Annotated in this window: 17 protein-coding genes and 2 tRNA genes; 15 read left to right on the top strand and 4 right to left on the bottom strand. The window is 64.2% G+C overall.

Annotation, left to right across the window (positions count from 1 at the left end; all coding sequences use genetic code 11):
• Window positions 1-16: 16 nt before the first annotated feature.
• A complete protein-coding gene (locus AC3G7M_RS01815; protein ID WP_489215915.1) occupies window positions 17-1051 on the bottom strand; it encodes an aspartate-semialdehyde dehydrogenase in 1035 nt (344 codons plus the stop codon).
• Window positions 1052-1217: 166 nt separating this feature from the next.
• Here AC3G7M_RS01815 and AC3G7M_RS01810 point away from each other — a divergent pair, with 166 nt between their 5' ends.
• Entirely contained in the window at window positions 1218-2762 is a 1545-nt protein-coding gene (locus AC3G7M_RS01810; RefSeq protein ID WP_489214037.1) for a YifB family Mg chelatase-like AAA ATPase, read from the top strand.
• Window positions 2763-2841: 79 nt separating this feature from the next.
• Window positions 2842-3792: a glycosyltransferase family 9 protein gene (locus AC3G7M_RS01805; protein ID WP_489214036.1), complete on the top strand. Its 951-nt coding sequence runs from the start codon at window positions 2842-2844 to the stop codon at window positions 3790-3792.
• A gap of 3 nt (window positions 3793-3795) precedes the next feature.
• On the opposite strand, the gene alaS is transcribed toward AC3G7M_RS01805, so the two are convergent.
• The gene (gene alaS, locus AC3G7M_RS01800; protein ID WP_489214035.1) at window positions 3796-6435 is read right to left on the bottom strand and encodes an alanine--tRNA ligase; all 2640 of its coding nucleotides are present in this window, start codon (window positions 6433-6435) and stop codon (window positions 3796-3798) included.
• Between the two features lie 353 nt (window positions 6436-6788).
• Here alaS and AC3G7M_RS01795 point away from each other — a divergent pair, with 353 nt between their 5' ends.
• From AC3G7M_RS01795 to AC3G7M_RS01775, 5 genes are all read left to right on the top strand, one after another.
• Complete coding sequence (locus AC3G7M_RS01795; protein ID WP_489214034.1) at window positions 6789-7916, top strand: acetoin utilization protein AcuC; 1128 nt, start codon at window positions 6789-6791, stop codon at window positions 7914-7916.
• Between the two features lie 3 nt (window positions 7917-7919).
• On the top strand, window positions 7920-8459 hold the full coding sequence (locus AC3G7M_RS01790; RefSeq protein ID WP_489214033.1) for a DUF192 domain-containing protein: 540 nt from the start codon (window positions 7920-7922) through the stop codon (window positions 8457-8459).
• Window positions 8460-8511: 52 nt separating this feature from the next.
• Window positions 8512-8588 (top strand) — tRNA-Pro (locus AC3G7M_RS01785).
• Window positions 8589-8625: 37 nt separating this feature from the next.
• Window positions 8626-8931, top strand: coding sequence for an ETC complex I subunit (locus AC3G7M_RS01780; protein WP_489214032.1), 306 nt, complete (start codon window positions 8626-8628; stop codon window positions 8929-8931).
• 103 nt (window positions 8932-9034) lie between these two features.
• A tRNA-Arg gene (locus AC3G7M_RS01775) sits at window positions 9035-9111 on the top strand.
• 8 nt (window positions 9112-9119) lie between these two features.
• On the opposite strand, the gene AC3G7M_RS01770 is transcribed toward AC3G7M_RS01775, so the two are convergent.
• Complete coding sequence (locus AC3G7M_RS01770; RefSeq protein ID WP_489214031.1) at window positions 9120-9440, bottom strand: hypothetical protein; 321 nt, start codon at window positions 9438-9440, stop codon at window positions 9120-9122.
• A 102-nt stretch (window positions 9441-9542) separates the two neighbouring features.
• On the opposite strand from AC3G7M_RS01770, the gene AC3G7M_RS01765 reads away from it, so the two are divergent.
• A complete protein-coding gene (locus AC3G7M_RS01765; RefSeq protein WP_489214030.1) occupies window positions 9543-11300 on the top strand; it encodes a bifunctional protein-serine/threonine kinase/phosphatase in 1758 nt (585 codons plus the stop codon).
• Between the two features lie 66 nt (window positions 11301-11366).
• Here AC3G7M_RS01765 and AC3G7M_RS01760 read toward each other — a convergent pair whose 3' ends face one another.
• Window positions 11367-12722 carry an ammonium transporter gene (locus AC3G7M_RS01760; RefSeq protein ID WP_489214029.1) on the bottom strand — a complete coding sequence of 452 codons (1356 nt, stop codon included), beginning with the start codon at window positions 12720-12722 and terminating at the stop codon, window positions 11367-11369.
• Window positions 12723-13173: 451 nt separating this feature from the next.
• Between AC3G7M_RS01760 and AC3G7M_RS01755 the strand changes: the two genes are divergently transcribed.
• The 7 genes from AC3G7M_RS01755 to oiaX all read left to right on the top strand — a co-directional run bounded on the left by AC3G7M_RS01755 (window position 13174) and on the right by oiaX (window position 22175).
• Window positions 13174-13482, top strand: a complete 309-nt coding sequence (locus AC3G7M_RS01755; RefSeq protein ID WP_489214028.1) for a putative quinol monooxygenase — start codon at window positions 13174-13176, stop codon at window positions 13480-13482.
• Window positions 13483-14742 (top strand): DUF763 domain-containing protein, encoded by a 1260-nt coding sequence (locus AC3G7M_RS01750; protein ID WP_489214027.1) that lies wholly within the window; start codon window positions 13483-13485, stop codon window positions 14740-14742.
• Window positions 14743-14850: 108 nt separating this feature from the next.
• Entirely contained in the window at window positions 14851-16116 is a 1266-nt protein-coding gene (locus tag AC3G7M_RS01745; RefSeq protein WP_489214026.1) for an NRAMP family divalent metal transporter, read from the top strand.
• 218 nt (window positions 16117-16334) lie between these two features.
• Window positions 16335-17375 carry an ABC transporter substrate-binding protein gene (locus AC3G7M_RS01740; RefSeq protein ID WP_489214025.1) on the top strand — a complete coding sequence of 347 codons (1041 nt, stop codon included), beginning with the start codon at window positions 16335-16337 and terminating at the stop codon, window positions 17373-17375.
• Between the two features lie 28 nt (window positions 17376-17403).
• Complete coding sequence (locus AC3G7M_RS01735) at window positions 17404-19899, top strand: ATP-binding cassette domain-containing protein (protein WP_489214024.1); 2496 nt, start codon at window positions 17404-17406, stop codon at window positions 19897-19899.
• Window positions 19899-20903 (top strand): ABC transporter permease, encoded by a 1005-nt coding sequence (locus AC3G7M_RS01730; RefSeq protein ID WP_489214023.1) that lies wholly within the window; start codon window positions 19899-19901, stop codon window positions 20901-20903. Before AC3G7M_RS01735 ends, AC3G7M_RS01730 begins: the two co-directional genes overlap by 1 nt.
• Complete coding sequence (gene oiaX / locus AC3G7M_RS01725) at window positions 20904-22175, top strand: 3-oxo-isoapionate-4-phosphate decarboxylase OiaX (protein ID WP_489214022.1); 1272 nt, start codon at window positions 20904-20906, stop codon at window positions 22173-22175.
• Window positions 22176-22198 lie beyond the last annotated feature (23 nt).

Here is a 22198-nt window from a genome sequence, read left to right as displayed (position 1 = left end):
CGGCGGGTCCCGGATATCACGCGGCGGCCTTCTGGCCGATCAGCTTCTGCGCGATCAGGCTTTCCGCGATCTGCACCGCATTCAGTGCCGCGCCCTTGCGCAGATTGTCCGACACGCACCAGAAGGCGAGGCCGTTCGGAACCGTCGGGTCCTTGCGGATGCGACTGACGAAAACATCGTCCTCACCAGCGATTTCGGCTGGCGTCGCATAGCCGCCGTCTTCGCGGACGTCGATCACGGTGACGCCCGGTGCATCGCGCAATGCGGCCCGCGCCTCACCCGCCGTCACCGGTAGTTCAAACTCCACATGCACGGCTTCGGCATGGCCGATGAAGACCGGCACGCGCACGCAGGTGGCGAATACGGCAATGGCGGGGTCGAGGATCTTCTTGGTTTCGACGACCATCTTCCACTCTTCCTTGGTGGAACCGTCATCCATGAAGACGTCGATATGCGGGATAACGTTGTAGGCGATATTCTTGGTGAACTGCTGCGGCGTCACCGGGTCATTCACATAGATGGCGCGGCTGTTGTTGAACAACTCGTCCATGCCTTCCTTGCCGGCGCCCGATACGGACTGATAGGTCGCGACGGTGACGCGCTTGACGTGGAACTCGTCATGCAGCGGCTTCAGCGCCACGACCATCTGAATGGTCGAGCAATTCGGATTGGCGATGATGCCCTTCTTGCGGAAGCCAGCCAGCGCCTGCGGGTTTACTTCCGGCACCACCAGCGGGACATCGGGGTCCATGCGGAAATGGCTGGTATTGTCGATGACGATGCAGCCGGCCGCGGCCGCGCGCGGCGCGTGCACGGCCGATACCGAGGCGCCGGGGCTGAACAGTGCGATATCCCAGCCATGGAAGTCGAATTTGTCCAGGTTCTGGGTTTTCAGGACACGCTTTTCGCCGAAGGAGATTTCAGTGCCGGTGGTCCGGGCGGACGCCACGGCCGCGATGTCGCTAATCGGAAAATCCCGCTCGGCCAGCGTTTTGAGGATTTCGCGTCCCACAGCCCCTGTGGCGCCCACGACCGCGACCCGATAGCCCATCATCCTTGCTCCTGTTCCATCCCCTGCGATTAGGGAAGGCCGACTCGGTTAACGATTTCAATCGCCGATCACAAGCGAAGCCTATGCCGGTCAGCCACCCGGTCGCGATGGACAAGCTCTTATCAGCCAGTTTAACGTTCTGATAACGATATGAGTGGAGCGGTTCATGGGCGTGGTCCGGCTGCAGAGCTTTGCTTTTTCCGGTATTCGCGCCGTGCCGGTGGAGGTGCAGGCCCAGGCGGCGAGCGGGTTGCCGGCTTTTCTGGTCGTGGGTCTGCCTGACAAGGCGGTCGGTGAGGCGCGGGAGCGGGTGCGGGCCGCGCTCTCGGCCATGGGACTGGCGCTGCCGCCGAAACGCCTGCTGATCAACCTGGCGCCGGCCGATCAGATCAAGGAAGGCAGCCATTTCGATCTGCCGATGGCGCTTGCCGTGCTCGGCACCATGGATATCCTGCCACCGGAGGAACTTGCCCGCTTCGCGGCGCTGGGCGAGCTGTCGCTCGATGGCGGCATCGTCTCGGTGGCCGGCATTCTGCCCGCCGCAATCGCGGCGGCGGAGCAGGACTGGGGGCTGATCTGCCCGGCAGCGCAAGGGCCGGAAGCGGCCTGGGCCGGCAATCTTGCCATTCTCGCGGCCCCCGACCTGATGAGCCTGATCAACCATTTCCGCGGCACGCAGATCCTGACGCCGCCCGGCGTCGGCGGCTTGGCCGAGGCGCCGCCGGGGCCCGACCTTGCCCAGGTCAAAGGTATGGAACTCGCGCGTCGCGCGATGGAGATCGCGGCGGCCGGCGGCCATCATATGCTGATGATCGGACCGCCCGGCGCCGGCAAATCCATGCTGGCCTCGCGCCTGCCCGGCATTCTGCCCGATCTGAGCCCGATGGAGGCGCTGGAGGTCAGTATGGTCCATAGCGTCGCCGGCATGCTGCAGGGCGGCGCGCTGATCAAACGGCCACCCTTCCGGGAGCCGCATCATTCAGCATCCCAGGCGGCGCTGACGGGCGGCGGCCAGCGCGCCCGGCCGGGCGAAGTCAGCCTCGCGCATCGCGGCGTGCTGTTTTTGGACGAATTGCCGGAATTTCCGCGTGCTGCGCTGGAAGCGCTGCGCCAGCCGGTGGAGGCCGGGCGCACGACGGTCGCGCGGGCCGCCGCACACATCACCTATCCGGCCCGCTTCCAGATGATCGCGGCGATGAACCCCTGCCGCTGCGGCCATTTCGGCGATGCCGGGCGGGAATGCGGCCGCGCGCCACGCTGTGCCGAGGATTATCAGGGCAAGATCAGTGGTCCACTGATGGACCGCATCGACCTCGTGGTCGAAGTCTCTCCGATCACGCCGGTGGAACTCTCCCGCGCGCCGCCGGGGGAGACGAGTGCCGTGGTCGCGCTGCGCGTGGCCGCTGCGCGCGCCGCCCAGCGGGCAAGGGCCGGCGAGGCCGAGGCAGGCTGGCTGAACAGCGAGGTGGAGGTGGACCGTATCGCCATGCTGCCCGAGGCGCGCGACTATGCCGAAAAGGCGGCGGAGCGTCTGGGCCTGTCGGCACGGGGCTTCACGCGCATGCTGCGCGTCTCACGCTCGATCGCCGACCTCGCCGGGGTGCCGGTGGTGCGTCGCATGGATGTCGCGGAAGCCTTCGCCTATCGGCATCGCTCGCCCGGTCAGCCGACCCTGCGCCCCCGCAAAAACCAGGGAGCGGCGGCTGATTGAGCTGGCCGGATTTCTTCTTCTGCCCAGATAGGTTAGGCGAAGGGCCGGACCCGGCTGCAGACAAGGCGCATTTTCCGCGATGGCTTATTCCAAAGACCCGAGGGCGGCGAAGCGCATCCTGGTGATCCGTCTCGGTGCGCTGGGCGATTTTATGCTCTCCTTCGGCCCCTTCGCGGCCATCCGCGCCCATCATCCGAATGCCCATATCACGCTGCTGACGACGGCACCTTTCGCGCGCCTCGGCCGGCTCAGCCCCTGGTTCGACGAGGTCGTCATCGACCGCCGCGCGCCCTGGTGGGATATTTCCGGTTTCCTAGAGATCAGGCGGAAACTGCGGGGCTATGATTTCGTCTATGATCTGCAGACTTCGGGCCGGTCCAGCCGCTATTTCCGGCTGGCGGGCCGGCCGGGCTGGTCAGGCATCGCGCGCGGCGCCTCGCACCCTCATACCAATCCTGACAGGGATCGCATGCACACCTGGGAGCGCCAGCGCGATCAGCTGGCTATGGCCGGGATCGCGTATGTCCCGGTGGCCGAGACCGGCTGGCTGCTGCGGGCGGCCAATCCGCCTGCCGTGCCTGATCGCTATGCGCTGCTCGTGCCCGGCGCATCCCCGCACCGGCCCGCGAAGCGCTGGCCGACGCCCTTTTTCGGCCAGCTGGCGGGCATTCTGACAAAGGCCGGGATCACACCGGTCGTCATCGGCACCGGGCCGGAGGGTGAGCTTGCCAAGACCATCCAGGAATTCTGCCCTGAGGCGATCGACCTGACCGGACAGACCGATCTGCCCGGGCTGGCCGCCCTGGCGGCAGGGGCGCGTGTGGCGGTCGGCAATGACACGGGGCCGATGCACTTGGCCGCGGCCATGGGCTGCCCCTGCGTGACGCTCTTCTCATATGACAGCGACCCGTCGCGCACCCAGCCGCGTGGCCCAGGGGGCGAGCGCATGACCTTTCTGCGGGAAGATAACCTCGCCGATCTTTCGGTCGACGAGGTCACCGCCGCGCTGAGCGAGGCGGATCTGCTGTAGGCGTTACGCCGCGAGCTTCGCCCGCACGGCATCGAGCGCGGCATCGGCCTGCGACCCATCCGGGCCGCCGGCCTGGGCAAGATCGGGACGTCCGCCGCCACCCTTGCCGCCGGCGGCTTCCGCCGCCGCCCGCACGAGATCGACCGCGCTGATGCGGCTCGTGAGATCGGCCGAGACGCTGACGACGATGGACAGCTTGCCTTCGGCGGTCGAGACCAGCGCCACGACGCCGCTTTCGATCTGCTTGCCGATTGCCTCCGCCAGACCCTTCAGCTCACGCGGGGAGATATCGCCGAGATTGCGGGCGGATAGCTTGACCCCGCCGATCTCCTCGATCGTGGCTGCGCTGCCCCCCGTTGCGAGCTTCTTCTGCGCCTCGCTGAGCTGGCGCTCCAGACGCTTGCGATCCTCGACCAGAGCCGCGATGCGCGCCGGCAGTTCCGCCGCCGGCACTTTGAGCACGCCGGCCGCTTCGTCGAGCAGTCGTTCCGTTTCGCGCAGGCTGTCGAAGGCGGCAGCGCCCGCAACGGCTTCGATACGACGGACACCCGCCGAGACGCCGCTTTCTGAGACGAGGCGGACGAGGCCGATATCGCCCGTGCGGCCGACATGAGTGCCGCCGCAGAGTTCGATGGAATAAGCGCCACGCTCGCCATCGCCGTCGCCCATGCTGACGACGCGGACTTCATCGCCGTATTTTTCGCCGAACAGCGCCATAGCCCCTTCGGCCACGGCGGCATCCGGCGTCATCAGACGCGTGGTGACGGCCGAGTTTTCCCGAATACGGGCATTCACCTCTGCCTCGACCGTCGCCAGTTCCGCAGGCGTCACCGGCTTTGGATGGCTGATATCGAAGCGCAGGCGATCCGGCGCGTTGAGGCTGCCCTTCTGCGCGACATGGGTGCCGAGGGCGCGCCGCAGCGCCTCATGCAGCAAATGGGTCGCCGAGTGATGGGCGCGGATGGCACCCCGGCGGGTGTGATCGACCTCGGCGCGCACGGCGAAGCCGGGGCGGGCAAGGCCGCTTTCAACACGGCCGTAATGGACGAAGAGATCACCGAGTTTCCTCTGCGTATCAGTGACCGTGATCACCAGGCCTTCGGCCCCGAGAATCTGGCCCTGGTCGCCGACCTGGCCGCCGCTTTCGGCATAGAAGGGCGTCTGGTTGAGGATCACGGCGACGTCGCTGCCGGCCATCGCACTCTCAACCGGAGCGCCATCGGCGACGATGGCAAGAATCTCGCCCTCGGCGCTTTCCGTTGCATAGCCGAGGAATTCGGTCGCGCCGACCTTTTCCTTGAGGTCGAACCACACGCGATCCGTCGCCGCATCGCCGGAGCCTGCCCAGGCGGCACGGGCGCGGGTGCGCTGCTCGGCCATGGCGTCCTCGAAGCCGGAGACATCGACGGCGCGGCCTTTTTCGCGCAGCGCATCCTGCGTCAGGTCGAGCGGGAAGCCGAAGGTGTCATAGAGGCGGAAGGCGATTGCGCCGGGTAGGGTCTGGCCTTCACCCAGCTTGTCGGTCTCTTCCGCGAGGAGATGCAGGCCGCGTTCGAGAAGAGAGCGGAAGCGCGTCTCTTCCAGCCGCAGCGTATCGGTCATCAGCGCCTGGGCGCGGACGAGTTCAGGATAGGCTTGACCCATCTGGCGGACGAGGGCCGGCACCAGGCGCGGCATGAGCGGTTCCGTCGCGCCCATCTGATAGGCGTGGCGCATGGCGCGCCGCATGATGCGCCGCAGAACATAGCCGCGGCCTTCGTTGGACGGCAGCACGCCATCCGCGATGAGGAAGCAGGTCGAGCGCAGATGATCGGCGATGACGCGATGGCTGGTCTTTTCGACGCCGTCCGGGTCGCGCCCCGTGGCTTCCGCGCTCGCCAGGATCAGGGCGCGCAGCGTGTCAGTATCATAATTATCGTGCTGGCCCTGCAGGATGGCGGCGAAACGCTCCAGCCCCATGCCCGTATCGATCGAGGGGCGGGGCAGCGCTGTGCGCGTGCCGGGTGGCCCTTCTTCATACTGCATGAAGACCAGGTTCCAGATTTCGATGAACCGGTCGCCGTCCTCATCCGGGCTGCCGGGCGGCCCGCCAGGAATGGAGGGGCCGTGATCATAGAAAATTTCGGAGCAGGGGCCGCAGGGTCCGGTATCGCCCATGCGCCAGAAATTGTCGGAGGTCGCGATGCGGATGATACGATCGTCGGGAAGAGCCGCGATCTTCCGCCACAGCGTCGCCGCCTCCTCATCCTCATGATAGACCGTGACCAACAGCTTGTCAGCCGGCAGGCCGAAATCCTTCGTCAGCAGGGTCCAGGCATGGGTGATGGCCTGTTCCTTGAAATAGTCGCCGAAGGAGAAATTTCCCAGCATTTCAAAGAAGGTGTGGTGCCGGGCGGTATAGCCGACATTGTCGAGGTCATTGTGCTTGCCGCCGGCGCGGACGCATTTCTGCGCCGTGGTGGCGCGGGAATAGGGGCGGCGCTCCTGCCCGGTGAAGACGTTCTTGAACTGCACCATGCCGCTGTTGGTGAACATCAGCGTAGGGTCGTTCCGCGGCACGAGGGGAGAGCTTTCCACCACGCTATGCCCGTTGCGGGCAAAGTAATCGAGGAAGGTCGCGCGAATATCGTTGCTGCTGGCCATGGCGGGCAAGATCTCAAAGACTGAGGAAAAACAATGTCCGCACCTAGCGCACCCGTCCGCCGCTGTCACCTTATGGCTGGCAATTGCGGAAGATAGGCATCGTCACGCGCCCATTTTCGGGGCGCTGTCCGTTGGAGGCGGACCTCACGCTAGGTTACAGTTCGTAATTATGGAAGCGTGTTCGCTATGCGGTTCTGAACTGCAAAAATGCACTTGCAAAAATCATTCTTCCAAATTACTTTGTGCATCGCAGCAACGGCGGTCCTTGATCGTGTTGCTGCTTTCTTGGACGTTTCCTCCCTAAACTTGGCGGTGCTTCGGCACCGCCTTTTTTTTGTCTTGAGGGTCGAGCATTGAGTTCAGACCACGCCGTCGCAAGATCGCCGCTGCTGATCGGTAGCGAGATCTATCGCTTCTCGACCTATGGGCCTACCCATCCGCTGGCAGTGCCGCGGGTTTCAACGACCATCGATTTGTGTCGCGTGCTCGGCTGGCTGCCGGACACCGCCTATCGTGATTCTCCGATGGCGACGATCGCCGATCTCAGCCGGTTTCACGATCCACTCTATCTCACGGCCCTGCAGTCGGCGGAGAAGTCGGGCTCGGTGAGCGAAGCGGACCGGGATCGCTTCCGCATCGGGACCGATAACAATCCGGTCTATCCCGAGATGTTCCGCCGGCCCGCCACCTCGGCCGGCGGGGTGATGCTGGCAGCGCGGCTGACGGAAGCGGGCGGCATGGTTCATGTGCCGGGCGGGGGCACCCATCACGGCCGCTCAGACCGCGCGTCCGGGTTCTGCTACGTCAATGACTGCGTCCTCGGCATCCTGACGTGGCTAGACCAAGGGCTGACGCGGGTTTTGTATCTTGATCTCGATGCCCATCACGGTGACGGCGTGCAGGACGCCTTCGCGGGCGACGCGCGGGTGCTGACGGTGAGCATCCATGAGGCCGGGCGCTGGCCCCATACCGGCCTGCCCGCGGATCGCGCCGGTGGGTCAGCCCGCAATCTCGCCGTGCCGCCCGGCTACAACGATACGGAAGCCCAATTCCTGCTGAATGAAGCCATTCTGCCGCTGATCCAGCGTTTTCGCCCCCAGGCGATCATGGTCCAATGCGGCGCGGATGCCCTGGAAGAAGACCCGCTGGCGCGGCTCTCCCTCTCCAACAATGCCTATTGGGCGACGGTCGCGGCTGTGATGACCACCAGCCCCCGTCTTATCCTGCTCGGCGGCGGCGGCTATAATCCGTTTACGGTGGCGCGGTGCTGGGCGGGATTATGGGCTACGCTCAACGAGTTCCAGATCCCCGAAATTTTGCCCCCGGAGGCTGAGACAATCCTGCGCCGTCTGGTCTACAACCGCGCCGCCGGTCGCAATCCGCCCGCGCATTGGATGACCACCTTGCGGGACCAGCCGCGCGAGGGACCGGTGCGGGAGGAGATACGCCTGCTTGCCGCCGTCACGCTTCAGGAGACCTAACGGATGCGCCTTCGTACTATTGTGGCCGTCATCATCTTGCTGCTGTGCCTCTCCGCAGTGCCGATCGTGCTGGCGCTGATCGCGCCGGTCCACGCCCAGGATGACCCGACCGGTCCGCAGGCGACATTGCAGCAGCAGCCGCTGACGATCGTGGATGACCAGGGCAAGCCGCACCATTTCAAGGTGGAGATGGCGGTCACGCCGCAGGAACAGGAAACCGGCCTGATGTTTCGCAAGTCGGTCCCAGCCGATGGCGGCATGCTCTTCGTCTTCCCATCCGTCCAGCCGGAGCCCTTCTGGATGAAGAACACGCTGGTGCCGCTCGATATGGTCTTCATCAACCCGGACGGCACCATCCGGGCGATCGCCGAAAATACCGTCCCTTATAGTCTGGCACCGGTCGATAGCGGCGGCCCGGTCAAGGCTGTGCTGGAATTGCAAGGCGGGTTGACGGCGAAGGAGCAGATTTCCGTGGGCGACAGCGTCCTCGCCGCGCCCTTCGGCAATGCCAAGTCAGCTGCGGCGGCAGCGGGTAGCAACTAAGCAGCGTCACGGGCTGGCATATTGCGCGCGGCCCGCTATACATCGGGGCGGACGGGGCGTGGCGCAGCCTGGTAGCGCGCGTGTTTTGGGTACACGAGGCCGCCGGTTCGAGTCCGGCCGCCCCGACCACCGGATGACTGACACCGGCAGGCGTGGAGGAGTTCAGATGCGCGCACGTATCTATCAGCGGCCCAAATCCGCGATGCAGTCCGGCCATGGCACGCTCCATAACTGGATTCTGGAGTGGCAGCGGCAGGAGCCGCAGCGCGCTGATGCGCTGATGGGCTGGATCGGCGGCGGTGAAACGCAGCAGCAGATCACGCTCGGCTTCCCGACCCGGGAAGAAGCGATTGCCTATGCCGAGCGGAACGGCGCCAGCTATGACGTGGAAATTGTGCAGCAACGGGTCGTCAAGCCCAAGGCCTATGCCGATAATTTCCGCACCGACCGGGCCGATAACTGGACCCATTGATTGCCTGAAGGCCGGCCCGTGTGGTCAGGCCCTTCATTAAAGCTGGCCGGAGCCCCGGTTGGCCAGGATTTGCGCCACGCGGTCTATGTTTAGCGTGGCCTGGGCGCCCTTAGCTCAGTTGGATAGAGCAACAGCCTTCTAAGCTGTGGGTCGGTGGTTCGAATCCACCAGGGCGCGCCATACCCCAACTAGCTGACAGAGCAACGATCGGTCAGGTAGAAACCTCCGGTTGAAGATGCAACATGCATCTCCAGCGCGCCGGTATCGCGGTGCAGATCGTAGAAGTGCCCCTCTGCATCCTTCCAGGATATGACCCATTGCGACACACGGGCCGGAATGCCATCGACAGTGGCGGCCTGGGGATCGACCGTGATGGTCCAGGTGGCGCCGCTCGTCGTATTGCGGCAGGGGATAACCGCCGGTGCGGCAATCGCCATGCCTGGCAGGATCAGGGACAGGCCGGTAATGGCGAAGGCCGCCGCGCGGCGGCCGGTTGCGGATGACCCCATCTGTGACCCACCTTCATTCGTGCCGATGACGGACCGTTTGCACAGGGCGCAGAGTATCGTCTTTTTGGCAAAGGTCCATTAAAACAGGCAAAGGCTTTGCCTGTGCGACGCGGCCGTTCCTGGCTGACAACGACAATTGTGGTGCCGATCCTGGACCAGAACCCCCTCCGTTTCGACCCGGGCCGGCTCGATGTGCGGATTGGTTTCGCGACCGATCAGGGCCGGCGTGCAGACAACCAGGATTTTGCTCTTGCCTATCTGGGCACCGCGGAAAGCCGGCGCAGCGAAGGCATCATCGGGGCCATTGCCGACGGGGTCGCAGGCAGCAAGGGCGGCCGGGTGGCGGCAGAGCTGACCGTTCGGGGTTTTGTCGATGGATTCCTGCAGCAGCCGCCGACCCTGGCCGTGCCGCAAGCGGCCGCCATTGCCTTGCAGGCCATCGGCGACTGGATCGAAGCGCAGGCGCGCAGCGACCCGAACCTGACCCGTATGGCCACGACCTTCACGGCGCTGGTTCTGCGCGGGCGGCGGGCGTACGGCATTCATATCGGCGACAGCCGCCTCTATCGTTTTTCGCGCGGGCAGCTTCTGCCGCTGACGACCGATCATCACCTCAACGCCCATGTGTTGAGCCGGGCGATCGGTATTCCGGGCGGCAGCCGGGCGGATTACTGCGTCGAGCCGGCCAGTCCCGGCGATCGTTTTCTGCTCACCAGCGACGGCGTGCATGGCGCGCTGCCGGATAGCCGTTTGGCGGAGATTCTGGGCCTGCGCCAGGCGCCGGACGAAACGGCGGAGGCGCTGGTCGCGGCCGCGCTGAAGGCTGGCGGCCGCGACAATGCGACAGCTCTCGTTGTCGACGTGCTGGAGGTTCCAGCCCCGACACGCGGGGATTTGGCCGCCGGGCTGGCCGCTTTGCCGCTGGGCGCATTGCCTGAGGCAGGCGAGATCGTCGATCGCTACCGGCTGGATGCCATCCTCTCGGACGGACCGATGAGCCGGCTGTTTCGGGCGACCGACACGATCAGCGGCCAGACAGTGGTCGTGAAGTTTCCTGACCCGGATCTGTCGCGCATCTCACGCGTGCGCGCGGCCTTCCTCAGAGAGGCCTGGGTAACCTCCCGATTGAGCGATGCGCGGCTGGGCAGCGCGCCGGAATGGGACGCGCATCAGACGCAGCTCTATCTTGTGACGGGTTTTTATCCCGGCGAGACGCTGGAGCAGCGCCTGGCGCGGACGCCGCAGGTGGGACTTGCGGAAGGCTTGGCCATTGCCATGAAACTCGCGAAGGCGGTGACCGCTCTGCATCGTGTCGGGGTGATCCATCGGGACATCAAGCCCGGCAATGTCATGCTGCTGCCGAATGGCGAGGTCAGGCTGATTGATTTCGGCCTGGCCCGTGTGCCCGGCATCGAGGAAGAGGGAGCGTCCGACGAAGGCCCATCTCCTGGTACGCCAGGCTATATGGCGCCGGAACTTCAGGCAGGCCTCAGCCGGGGCGACCCGGCCACGGAGGTCTATGCCCTTGGCGTCACGCTCTATCGCATGTTCAGCGGCGGGACCTTTCCCTACAGCAAGGCTTTGGGTGTCCTGCGACAGGCAGCGCCAACGTCGCTGATGAAACACCGACGCGATCTGCCGGCCTGGCTTGATGGCGTCTTGTTTCGCGCCATCGCCGCGGCCGCCGCTGAGCGCTATACGGACCCGGTCGATCTGACGCTGGCTTTGGAGAGCGGGGAAAGTCTGCAACCCATCGTCCGGCCCAGGGCGCTCTACGATCGCAACCCGTTGCTATTCTGGAAAATGATCAGTGCCGTCCTTTTTCTGATCATTGTTCTTCTACTTGTGCTCGCGTTTTAGTCATCATTGCAGAAGAGGAGCGGCTGGTTGGCCGCTCCTCTCCGATCGGCGCAGGCGATAATCGTATCAGATGGTACTCGTTTCGATGTCCGTCACGGGAACGCGCGAGCCATCGCCGTAAAGGGCGTAGGCCTCTTCGCCGTGAACCGCATCATCGCCGATTTTCAGCATGGCCTCGGGCATCCGCAGCGGCGTCACCAGGGAGATGAGCTTGAGGATGATGAAGGTGCCGATGACGTTGAGCACGATGATGAACGCCGCGCCGTAGATCTGTAGAATGAACTGGTGCGGGTTGCCGAACAGGGCGCCGGTAACGCTGACGCCGGGAGCGTCCTTATCGGTGCCGATATATTCGAGCATCTTCGGGTCGGCGAGCAGGCCGGTGAGCAGGCCGCCGCACACCGCCGCCACGCCATGGGTATGAAAGACGCCGAGCGTGTCGTCCACGCGGCGCATCAGCGCGGTCTTGCCGAAGACGTTCATCGTGAACCAGGGGATAGCGGTTGCGACCAGCCCGATGATGATGGCGCCCCAGCCATTCACGTAACCGGCCGCCGGCGTGATCCCGACGAGGCCGGCGATCAGCCCGTTGACTGCGCCGATCACAGACGGCTTGCCGTAGCGGAGATAGTCCAGAATGGTCCAGACCAGCAGGGCCACGCAGGAGGCGATATTGGTGTTGAGCACGGCGGCACCCGCATCCGCATTCGCGAAATACGGATCGCCTCCGTTGAAGCCGTTCCAGCCCAGCCACAGGATGCCGGCACCGGTCAGGGTGATCAGAAGGCTGTTCGGCTCGAAACTGTCGCGGTCGCGCTGAAGGCGGGGGCCGACCAGCGCTGCTGCCACGAAGCCCGAGGTTGCCGCCGAGAGATGGATGACATAGCCACCCGAAAAGTCGACCACACCCAAGGCCGCCAGCCAGCCGCCGCCCCAAAGGCTGAAGGCGCCGATCGTATAGATGAAGGTCATCCATAGCGGCACGAAGATCATCCAGGCTTTGAAACTCATCCGGCCCAAAACGGCGCCGGCGAGAATGATCACGGTAATCGCGGCAAAGACGAACTGGAAGTAGACCATGGTGGACATGCCGAAGCCCAGCGCCGGCATGCCTCCGGCCGCGGCAGGGATGGTCGCCTGGCCCGTTTCAAAGGCGGCGGAGAGGATCGATTTCGGCACGCCAACGAAGGAGTACCATTGCGGCCCGAAGGCCATGCTGTAGCCCCACAGCGCCCAGACCACCATGACGGCCGCAAAAGCGTACATCGCCATGAAGGCCGAGTTTATGGCCCATTTCTTTTTGACCACGCCGCCATAGAAGACGACGAGACCGGGCACGCTTTGCAGGGCAACGAAGGTTGCCGCCGCAAGCTGCCAGGCGTTGTCGCCGGAATCGAGCCATTTTGGTGATGGAACAAGCATCGAGATACCTCCCAGTTGTTACCCCAGATCAGCCGCTATCGGGCCCGCGGAGCCTTTGGAGCGCCAGCAGGAAGCCATTGCATGGGTATCGATCGACGCTTGGTCGTCTTGGTCGCTTGGTCAGGGACGCTAGCCTGTCAAACACGTTGCGTTGAATCGAACGGCAAGGCTTGCAGTGCAGGTAAGCAAATTATGTGCCATATATCTGATCGTTACCGTTGAGATTCACGGGCCGGGTGAGGGGCGGAAGGCTCGGGCGGTGCAGACCCCAGCCCTGCGCCGGCCGACATGCGATACGGTTTTGTGTCATTCATACCCTGACCGCCTTCTGTTATCCTGCCATTGCGGCGATGCCGACAGGCGTATGACTTGAAACGATTTAATCCGCCTTATGATGCCGTCCACGCGCCGCGACTTGCCATTCGTTCGATATTGGATGAAACGGGCTTTTATGATCAGCAGCACGACCATCCTGCGCGCCAAACCCGGCTATGCCGGCGCCATTCGCGAGGCCCTTCTGGATCTCGCTGATTTTGTTCAGGACAGCGAAGCCGACACGATCGATTTTCGCGTTCTGGCCGATGAGCAGGATAGCGCGGTGTTCACGCTGCTCGGCCGCTTCACGACGCGCGCGGCGCTGGATGCGCACAACAATTCCGACATGATGAACCGCTTTCTGTGGGCCGCGCGATCCATGCTGGACGGTCCGATGACGCTGTCCATGGGTGAGGAAATCTTCGCTAAGTCAGCGGCACCCTAGATGGCACAGCGTGCAGGCAGCGCCGACCTGCCGCTGCATGGCGGCCGGGTGCCGGCTTGGCTGGGGGAGCGGATGACGCGCCTCGGCGCCGTCATAACTGAGGCGATTGTCCTGGAATATGGGCGCGACGAGTATTTGCGGCGCCTGGCGCATCCCTTCTGGTTTCAGTCCTTCGGGGCCGTCATGGGCATGGACTGGCACTCCTCCGGCATCACCACCAGCGTGCTGGGCGCCTTGAAACGGGGTCTGACGCCGCGGGCCGCCTCCCTTGGCCTGCATGTCTGTGGCGGACGCGGCAAGCATTCGCGCCGCACCCCGGAAGAACTGGTCGCGATCGGCGAGCGCGTGGGGATTGACGGTGCGGCTCTGGCCCAGACCAGCCGCCTGGTCGCCAAGGTTGATAGTGCCGCGGTGCAGGATGGTTTTGACCTCTATCTGCACGGTTTCATCGTGACCGATGACGGCAAATGGGTGGTGGTGCAGCAGGGCATGAACGACGCGACCGGCCAGGCACGGCGGTATCACTGGCTGTCCGAAGGCATCGCGAGTTTCGTGGACGCGCCGCATGCGGCGATCGATGGTCCGGGACAAGGGGTGATCGCCAATCTCACGGATCACCGTGCTGAGCTATCCCGCGCGCGGCAGCTCGACCTGCTGTCTGATCTCGGGCCGGACGGCATTGCCCGGGAAGTGGCGCGGCTGGCCGAGGCCGCACGACCCCCGTCACTCCCGCCGGCGCAGGGGATGCTGCCGCATCTCGTGATGCCGGCCCATCATGATGTCCGTCCCGAGGATATCGTTTCGCGCAGGCTGCATGCCAATTTTCAGGCCGCGGCCGAGCGGGGACCGCAGGATTTTTCCGAACTTCTGATGGTGCCCGGGGTCGGTGCGCGGACGGTTAGGGCCTTGGCGCAGGTCGCCGAGGTCATCCACGGCGCGCCCTATCGCTTCAGCGACCCGGCCCGCTTCTCGGTCGCGCATGGCGGCAAGGACCGGCATCCGTTTCCGGTGCCTTTGAAGGTCTATGACCACACCATCGCAGTTCTGAAATCCGCCGTGCAGAAGGCGCATCTGGGCCATTCGGACGAGCTGGCTGCACTCCGGCGGCTGGATCATCAGGCCCGCATGGTTGAGCGCGAGGCGAGCGGTCCCTCAATCGCCACGATTTTCGCCGCGGAACGCGCGCTGTCCCATGACTATGGCGGCCGCAGCGTTTTCGGCGACGAACCGCCGCCGACGGCAGTCTCGGACAGTGCATAACGGCACGGCGATGACGTGTGTTAGACGCAGCGTAAATTCACTTTCGCTCGTCCTGTGAATTGTATATGCGAATTAGTCGCAATTTCATAAAGAGGGCGTGCCGGCCTTATGTCTACGACCTCGCTACCGCCCAAGGTGCCCGCAAAGCGGCCGCGATCCCGCCTGCCGATGGTTATGGCCGTGTTCGGTCCCGGCCTTGTCGTCATGCTGGCCGACACCGATGTCGGCTCCATCATCACAGCCGGGCAAAGCGGCGTCCAGTGGGGCTACAAACTGCTGTTGCCGCAGTTTCTCCTCATGCCCGTCCTCTACATCGTGCAGGAACTCACGGTTCGTCTCGGCATCTTCACCGGCAAGGGCCATGGTGAGCTGATCCGTGAGGCCTTCGGGCCCGTCTGGGCCTGGGTCTCTGCGGCGGGTCTGGGAATTGCAACGGTCGGCGCGCTGCTCACGGAGTTTTCCGGTGTCGCCGGGGTCGGCGATCTGTTCGGCGTCCCGCATTGGGCGTCCCTGTCGCTGGCGGCGATGGCGCTGCTCGCGATCGTCGTGACCGGGTCATACAAGCGTGTGGAGCGCGTCGCGATCATCATCGGTCTGTTTGAATTGGCGTTCTTTTTCGTGGCCTGGGCGGCGCGGCCGGCGCTGGGTGCCATGCTGCATCAGGCCGTGCAGATTCCAATTTTCAATGCACAGTACGAATACCTGGTGGCGGCCAATATCGGTGCGGTGATCATGCCCTGGATGGTTTTCTACCAGCAGTCCGCTGTGGCCGATAAGCGCCTGCGCGCCGAGCATTTCAGTACCGCCCGGCTGGATACGGCGATTGGCGCCGTCATCACCCAGTTGGTGATGGCGGCCGTTCTGATCGCGGCGGCGGCCTCGATCCGCCCGCATGCGCCGAATGCGTCGCTGCAGACCGTGGGCGATATGAGCCAGGCGATGACGCCCTATCTGGGCAATGAGGTTGGTCGCGTCGTCTTCGCGCTGGGTGTGATGGGCGCCGCTCTGATTGCTGCGATCGTCTCCTCTCTGGCGCTGGCCTGGGGGCTGGGCGAGGTCTCGGGCTATCGGCGCTCGCTGGAATACCGACCGCTCAAGGCCAAGTGGTTCTATGGCGTCTACACGCTGTGTGTTCTGGGCGGTGCACTGGGGGTGGGCCTGGCGCCCAATCTGATCAGCCTCAATGTCGGCGTGCAGGTTATGAACGCGCTTCTCCTGCCGGTGGTGCTGGGCTTTCTGGTGCGGCTGGCCATGGTCACCTTGCCGGAGGCGCAGCGGCTGCGCGGCTGGTATCTGTGGGTCGTGGCGATCGTCTGCACCATCACCTGCGCCTTTGGCGTGCTGGGTGGCATTGGCGGCATCTTTCTGGGCTGACCGTCGCGGGGGCACGCCTCCTGCCATTGGCGGCCACCAGCTTTCAGGCAAACAGTAATCGATCCTAGGGATCGCAGCGGCGCCGGCCGATGCAGGAAGGGTCTTTGCAGTTTCGGTGTACTGGTATAATGAGCTTACCAACCTCGATGGCGGTAAAGCCTCAGGGAGCAATAGACGGTTCGGACTCAGCCGAGCCCTTTCAGGGAGGAACTGTACGCATGAGACTCAAAACCCTTGTGGCCTCTGGCTTCGCGCTGCTTGCCGGGCTCGGCCTGTCGGCCGCTCCGGCTCTGGCCTCGGCGGACAAGCCCGTTATCGCGCTGTCCAATGCCTTCTATGGCAATATCTGGCGCCATCAGATGGTCGAGGCTTTTGAGGCCTCAGCCAAGCAAGCCAAGGCTGATGGCAAAATCGCCGACTACATCATTCTGAACGGGGACGGCAGCGTCAGCCAGCAGAACAGCCAGCTCGCCGAGCTTATTCTGAAAGGCGTCGACGCCATCGCGATTGATGCCGCGTCTGAGACGGCGGAGAATGGCATCATCCAGAAGGCCTGCCGCGCGGGCATCAAGGTCGTGTCATTCGATTCCATCGCGTCTGCGCCCTGCAATACGCAGCTGAACTTCGACTTCTCCGGTTACAAGACGGCGCAGGCCAATGCCGTGATGGATATGATCCATCACAAGGGCAATATCATCGTCGTCCGCGGCGTAAAGGGTTCGGCGCCTGACGTGACGATGTATGCCGCCCAGCTTGCCGTTCTGAAGAAGAATCCAGACGTGAAGGTCGTCGCCACCGTCTTCGGGCAGTGCAGCGCGTCCGTCGCGCAGTCGGCGATTGCCGATGTCCTGCCGAGTCTGGGCCATGTCGATGCCGTGCTTGGTCAAGGGGGTGACGATTACGGCGACAGCCAGGCCTTCGTGCAGTCCGGCGGCGCCTATACCGGCCATATGCCGGTGATCGAAGGCGGCGGCAGTTCCAACTTCATCCGCTGGTGGGCGGCTGAGAACAAGGCCAATGGCTATGATACCATCTCGATGAACACCACGCCGGGCATCGGTGGCGCCGCCTTCTGGCTGACGCTGGCCATCGCCCACGGCACGAAAGTGCCGAAGCTGCTGATCATGCCGGTCGCGACCGTCAATAAGGACAACCTGAAGGACTACGCCAACCTGCCGCCCAATATCATCGTCAGCCCGAGCTATTCGCAGGATTGGGTGCAGACCAATCTGATCAACCAGAAGTCGGCTCAGAACTGATCCGGCACCCACGGACGCGGATGATAGCATGAACCGTGACGCAGTTCTGGGGGAGGCGAAAGCCTCCCCCTTGGCCGGATCAGGGGCACCCCCTGCGGCGATGGCCCCGATCGTCGCCTTGCACGATGTCACCAAGGCCTTCGGTTCCACCATCGCCAACGAAAGCGTCTCGCTGATCGTGGCACCGGGCGACGTGATCGGGCTGGTCGGCGGCAATGGCGCCGGCAAAAGCACGCTGATGCGCCAGCTTTGTGGTGTCATCCGCCCGGATTCGGGACGGCTGGAATTGGACGGGCGACCCATGGCGTGGGAGGGCTGGGGGCCGGCGGAAGCGCAGGCCCATGGCGTGCGCATCGTCTATCAGGAGCTGTCTCTCTGCGCGAACCTGACGGTGGCCGAAAACTTCTTTCTCGAAGCGCCGGATCTGGCCAGACCCATGCCAGGATGGCGCCGTGCCTATCGCGTCCGCGCGCGCCAGGCGCTTGATATCGTCTTTCCGGGCAACGGCATCGATATCGCCAGTACGATTGCGGATCTTTCCATCGGGCATCGCCAGATGGTCGAGATTGCGCGTGCCGCCATGGCGCCCGATGTGCGGGTTCTCATTCTGGATGAGCCCACCTCGTCGTTGGATCAGGAGCGTAGCCGGCAGTTGCGGGCCTTCATTCATGCCCGTGCGGCTGAAGGCCTGGCTACGATTTTCATCAGCCACAAGCTGCATGAGATTGAAGACGTCTCGACCCGAATCATGGTCATGCGCAACGGCCGCGTAGCCCGCAGCGGTGACCGCACCGACATCACCATCGCGGCCATGGTCCAGGCCATGGGCGGCAGCGCGACTGAAGCGCTGCGCCGCGCGCATGCGACCGGCGATTCTGCCAGAGGCCAGCCGCGGATCCGCGTCGGCGGTCCGGTGGTCGCAGCCCTGGGCGGCGAGCTGGTTCTGCATGAGGGCGAGATTGTCGGCCTCGCTGGGCTGGAAGGCGCTGGCCAGAAAGAATTCCTGCATGAGCTTTATGCCGGCCGTTCCAGCCGCGGCAACCGCATCGCGCAAGACGGTGGCGTAAGCTTCGTCTCTGGTGACCGCCAGCGCGAGGGCGTCTTTTCCTTCTGGAACGTCTTCGCCAATATGGATATCGAACGGGTCGGCCGGCGCTTTGCGCTGTCACCCTTTGCGCGTGACGAGGATGCAGTCGCGATCGGGGATGCGGCGGGACAGCTGCGGCTCGACGCTGGCCGGTTTTCCTCCAATATCCTCGATCTTTCCGGCGGCAATCAGCAGAAGGCGCTGGTTGGCCGTGCGCTTGTTAGCGATTCCCCCTCCATTTTGCTTGATGACCCGACCCGCGGCGTCGACGTTGCGGCCAAGGCGGATTTCTATCGTCTGTTTGGCGAGGCGGCGGACACCGGGCGGCTCGTTGTCTGGCTTTCGACGGAGGATCTTGAATTTCTGGAATGCGACCGTGTGCTGGTCTTCAGCAAGGGCCGCATCGTGCAGGAATTGCGACGCGAGCAGATTACCGAGGATGCGATTATCGGCGCATCTTTCGCCGACCAGATGGCCCGGGGCCATGACAGCGGCGGCGTCACAGTCCGGCCGCATGACTGGGGCAAGACCATCATCAAGGCAGCCCCCTTCGTCAGCCTGGCCGTTATTCTCGCGGTGATGATGCTGGTCAACCATAAGACGGCGACCGTCTTCGGTCTGGACCTGCTGCTCAGCTCCTCGATCCCGCTCGTGCTCGTTGCCCTCGCCCAGATGTTCGTCGTCGGCGGCAGCGAGATTGACCTCGGCGTCGGTGCCTTCGCCGGCCTCGTCAATGTCTTGAGTGCGACGCTGCTGGTGGATACGCCTTTGATCGGCATCGGCGTCATTCTGCTCAGCATCATCGTCTACAGCCTGCTCGGCGCCCTGATCCGTCTGCGGCATATCCCGGCGATCGTGGTCACGCTGGGCGCCTCCTTCGTCTGGATGGGGACCGGCTATTCGCTGCAGCCCTCGCCAGGCGGCAGTAGCCCGGATTGGCTGACGGCTTTGTTCGGCTGGACGCTGCCCGGCATTCCGACCTCCGTCGTCATCATCCTCGTCGTGGCCGTCCTGGCGGTCGCGATCGACCGCGCGCCGCTGGGTGTCGTGCTGCGCGGCTTTGGCAATAATGCGCCTGCGCTGGCCCGCAGCGGCTGGTCTGCGCTGCGGTACGGCATGATCCGCTACGCTTTGGCGGCCTTGTTCGGCACATTGGCCGGGCTGTCGCTGACCGCGATCAATACGGCGAGCGACATCAATGTCGGCGGTCCCTTCACGCTGTCGAGCGTGGCCGCCGTCGTCATCGGCGGCTGTGCGCTGCTGGGTGGCGTGCTGTCACCCTGGGGCGTGGTGGCGGGCGCAGTTCTGCTGTCGCTGATCGGCGCGCTGCTCGGCGCGCTGAATGTCAGCACGGATTATAATGCGGCCGTGCAAGGCCTGCTGCTGCTTGGCGTTCTTGGGCTCCGCACCATGCTCACCCGGCGGGGAGACGCGTGATGGCGCAGAACAAGCCGTTCAATCTTCTGGAATGGGCGCAGCATAACCGCTGGATCTGGTCGCTGCTCGGCGTCCTGCTGATCTGGCTGGTGCTGTCGGTGGTCACCAGCCATTTCAGCCTGCACAGCCTGTCAGGTGTGGCGATCTCCGCTTCCTTCCTGGCGCTGGCCGGCCTCGGGCAGATGTTCGTGGTCACGGCCGGGCGCGGCAATATCGACCTCTCGATTCCGAATGTGCTGACCTTGAGCGCCTATATGAGCACCATTCTCATTCAGGGCCACGATGACCGGCTGTGGATGGGGGTGCTGGTCGCCGTTGCCATCGGTCTGGTGGTGGGCAGCGTGAACGCCTTCCTGGTGCTTGCTCTGCGGATTCCCTCCATCATCGCGACGCTCGCGACGGGCTATATTCTGGCGACGTTCAGTCTTTTCGCGAATCGGGCGCTGGTCAGCTACGGCGTCAGTCCGACGTTGAAATGGGTGACGACGGCGCATCTCGGTGCGCTGCCGGTGATCGCGATCGTCGCCATCGTCGCGGTTGCCATTGCAAGCCTGGTCCTCGGTCGCCTGGTCTATGGCCGCACGCTCTCGGCCGTCGGTCAGAATTCCCGCGCTGCGTACCTCGCCGGCATCAAGGTGACACGCGTAGTGGCGGCGACCTTCCTGATCAGTTCCCTGCTAGCGGCGGTTGATGGCTTGCTGCTGCAAGCCTATGTGGGCGGTGCCTTCCTGGAAATGGGCGGCCCCTATCTGCTGCAATCGCTCGGCGCCGTGGTGCTTGGCGGCTCGCTCATCATGGGTGGCGCATCCACCGCTGTCGGCACGCTGTTCGGCTGTATTCTACTTGTGCTCATTGTCGCCACCATGCAGGTGGCCGGGCTGCCTTCGGGCATGCAGGACATTGTGCAAGGCCTCGTCGTCATCTCCGTGCTGTCGCTCGCTGGTGGCGTGAAGGGCCGGACGAGCAAACGTGCGCGGCCCAAGCCCGCGCGGGAGATAGTGTAAATGGCCTGTATTCGCCTGACCTACCGGATCGAGACGCCGGGCGACATCCGCCGCATGGCGGAGAAGATCGCGAGCGACCAGACAACCGGCACCTTCGTGCCGGTGCCGGGAGAAACACCCGACCTGAAGGCGCGCTGTGCGGCGCGGGTGATCGATATCCGCATGCTGGAACCCTATGCGCAGCCGACCTTCCCGCAGGACCGCGTGACCTCGGCCGATCCGCGGCCCTATAAGCGGGCGGACGTGGATATCGAGTTTCCGTTGGACGTCATCGGCACCGATATTGCGGCCCTGACGACGATCGCTTTCGGCGGTGTCTTTTCCGTGCGTGGCCTGTCCGGTGTGCGCATCGTCGGCATGCAACTGCCGCCGGAATTCATTCGCGCCTATCCGGGGCCGGCCTTCGGCATCGCAGGGTCGCGTCGCGTCTCCGGCGTCTATGGCCGGCCGCTGATCGGCAGCATCATCAAACCGGCGCTGGGCCTGTCGCCTGAGGATACCGCGACGGTCACAAAGGAGCTGGTCGAAGCCGGGGTCGATTTCATCAAAGACGATGAGAAGATGATGAACCCGACCTACGCGCCGCTGGAAGCGCGGGTTCGCGCCGTCATGCCGGTGCTGCTGGATCATGGGCAGAAGACCGGTAAGAAAGTGCTTTATGCCTTCGGCATTTCCTCGGCGGACCCGGATACGATGATGCGTCACCATGACATCGTGGCTGATGCAGGCGGCACGGCGGCGGTGATCAACATCAATGCGCTGGGCTATGGCGGCATGATGTTTCTGCGCAAGCGGTCACGCCTGATCCTGCATGCGCATCGCAGCCAGTGGGACATGCTGACCCGCCACCCTGACCTTGGCCTCGACTTCAGCGTCTATCAGCAGCTTTGGCGCCTACTCGGCGTCGATCAGTTCCAGATCAACGGCATCGGTGCCAAATACTGGGAACCGGACGAAAGCTTCCTCAAATCCTTCCATGACTGCATGACGCCGCTGCTGGACGACAATGACCGGCCGCTGCCGGTGGTGGGGTCCGGCCAATGGGGCGGCCAGGCGCCGGAGACCTATGCCCGCAACGGGCAGTCGACTGATCTGCTATATCTCGGCGGCGGCGGCATCATGGGCCACCCCGGGGGCCCTGGTGCCGGCGTGCGCGCCATCGCCCAGGCCTGGGAAGCGGCGGTGTCCGGGATTCCGCTGGAGATCTATGCCCGCGACCACACGGAACTGGCTCAGTCGATCGAGGCTTTTGGCAAAACAGGTGTATCGTAACGGGCGGCCCTGGCTTTTCTTGG

It is taken from the genome of Acidisoma sibiricum (assembly GCF_057837225.1).
This window is presented reverse-complemented; position numbering and strand designations above follow the sequence as displayed.